The organism is Sphingomonas sp. MJ1 (PH-R8) (assembly GCF_048058635.1).
Lineage (GTDB): Bacteria > Pseudomonadota > Alphaproteobacteria > Sphingomonadales > Sphingomonadaceae > Sphingomonas.
Window position 1 is genome coordinate 1 of record NZ_JBBEFX010000049.1, and the last position, 1,728, is coordinate 1,728.

General features: G+C 63.9%; 3 protein-coding genes. All 3 read left to right on the forward strand.

Annotated features, from left to right (window positions below; all coding sequences use genetic code 11):
• A partial coding sequence (locus VPH46_RS16180) for a DUF6118 family protein (RefSeq protein ID WP_416612876.1) occupies positions 1–246 on the forward strand: 246 nt, incomplete at its 5' end.
• 1 nt (position 247) lies between these two features.
• A complete protein-coding gene (locus VPH46_RS16185; RefSeq protein ID WP_020493517.1) occupies positions 248–691 on the forward strand; it encodes a very short patch repair endonuclease in 444 nt (147 codons plus the stop codon).
• Positions 657–1,728 (forward strand): DNA cytosine methyltransferase (locus tag VPH46_RS16190; protein ID WP_416612878.1); only part of this gene is annotated, 1,072 nt, incomplete at its 3' end. The genes VPH46_RS16185 and VPH46_RS16190, both read left to right, overlap by 35 nt.

The window sequence follows — 1,728 nt, forward strand, 5'->3', positions numbered from 1 at the left end:
CGCGCCGTGCCCGCGAGCTGGCAATGGCCGGAGAAGATGGCGGCGCGCTCGCTCGACCTGCCGATGTGGGAAGGCGGCCAGCACCTCATGCGCGCCAGCGCGCCGGACGCTTTCGCCAACATCGCGGCAGGCGATCGGATCGTCACCGCTAACCGGCAGGCGCTGGAGGCGTGCCGGAAGCGCGCGGATAAGGCGCGAGAGGCGGTGCGCTGCACGATCAAGATCGAGCCCGAGGCGAGGCGTTAGGGTGGCGGACACTCTCACCCCGGCAGGCCGCTCCGAGCGCATGAGCCGCATTCGGGGCAAGAACAGCAAGCCCGAGATGCTGGTGCGCCGCATCGTGCATGGCATGGGCTACCGCTATCGGCTTCACGACAAGCGTCTACCCGGTAGCCCCGACCTTGTGTTTCGCGGCCGGAAGAAAGTCATCTTTGTCCACGGATGTTTCTGGCATCGTCATCCCGATCCGAATTGCAAACTGGCGCGAATGCCAAAATCCCGGCAGGATTTCTGGGGACCGAAGCTGGAGGGCAACCGCGATCGAGACGAGCGCAATCGTGCGATGCTGGACCGAAAGGGCTGGCGGGAGCTGGTTGTTTGGGAATGCGAATGCGGGCAAACGGAACACTTGAAGAACAAAATACGTGGATTTCTCGATGACGACCAAGGAAACGCCCATGCGGGCCATTGAGCTATTCGCCGGCGCCGGCGGGCTGGGCATGGGGATCAGCAAGGCGGGATTCCGTCCCATGCAGGTGGTCGAATGGGATCGCTGGTGCTGCGATACGATTCGAGAGAACCGCAAGGTAAAGGCGGGTGGTATTAGCCATTGGCCGTTGCCGACCGAGGGTGACATTCGAGCCGTCGATTTTCGACAGCACGAAGGCAAGATCGACCTTGTGACGGGTGGACCACCTTGCCAGCCATTCTCCCTTGGCGGGAAGCATCGAGCACATGCCGACGCGCGCGACATGTGGCCGGAAGCTGTCCGGGTTGTGCGCGAGACGCGCCCGCGCGCGTTCGTGTTTGAGAACGTGAAGGGGCTGACCAGGGCGAGCTTCGCCACCTACCTTGCTCATATCGTCCACCAGCTCACCTATCCCGAACTCACGTTGCGGCCGGGCGAGACGTGGATGGAGCACATGGCGCGCCTAGAGCGTCACCACACCGCCAAGGGCGGTTCGGACGAGCTGCGTTACAACGTCGTGTATCGGGTGCTCAACGCAGCCAATCACGGGGTGCCACAACGGCGTGAGCGTGTCGTGTTCGTCGGCTTCCGCGCGGACCTTGGCATTGAATGGTCCTTCCCGGAGGCAACCCACTCGCTCGAAGCGTTGCTATGGGAGCAGGTACGAACGGGTGACTATTGGGAGCGGCACGAGATCGCCAAGCGCGACCGGGTGCTTGATCCACGCTTCCGCGCCCGCGGCATGGCGCTGTTGGAGAAGCCGGCGGACAAGCCGTGGCTGACCGTGCGGGACGCGATCGGAGACCTTCCTGATCCGGAGCTTCAGCCGGAACTCGCGGCTGCCTGCCTCAACCATCGATTCCAAGGTGGCGCCCGCAGCTATGTGGGCCACACTGGCAGTCCGCTTGATGAACCAGCCAAGACGCTCAAGGCGGGCGTCCACGGTGTCCCGGGGGGCGAGAACATGCTGCGTCGCGCCGATGGAAGCGTGCGCTATTTCAGCGTCCGAGAGAGCGCCCGGCTACAGACCTTCCCTGACA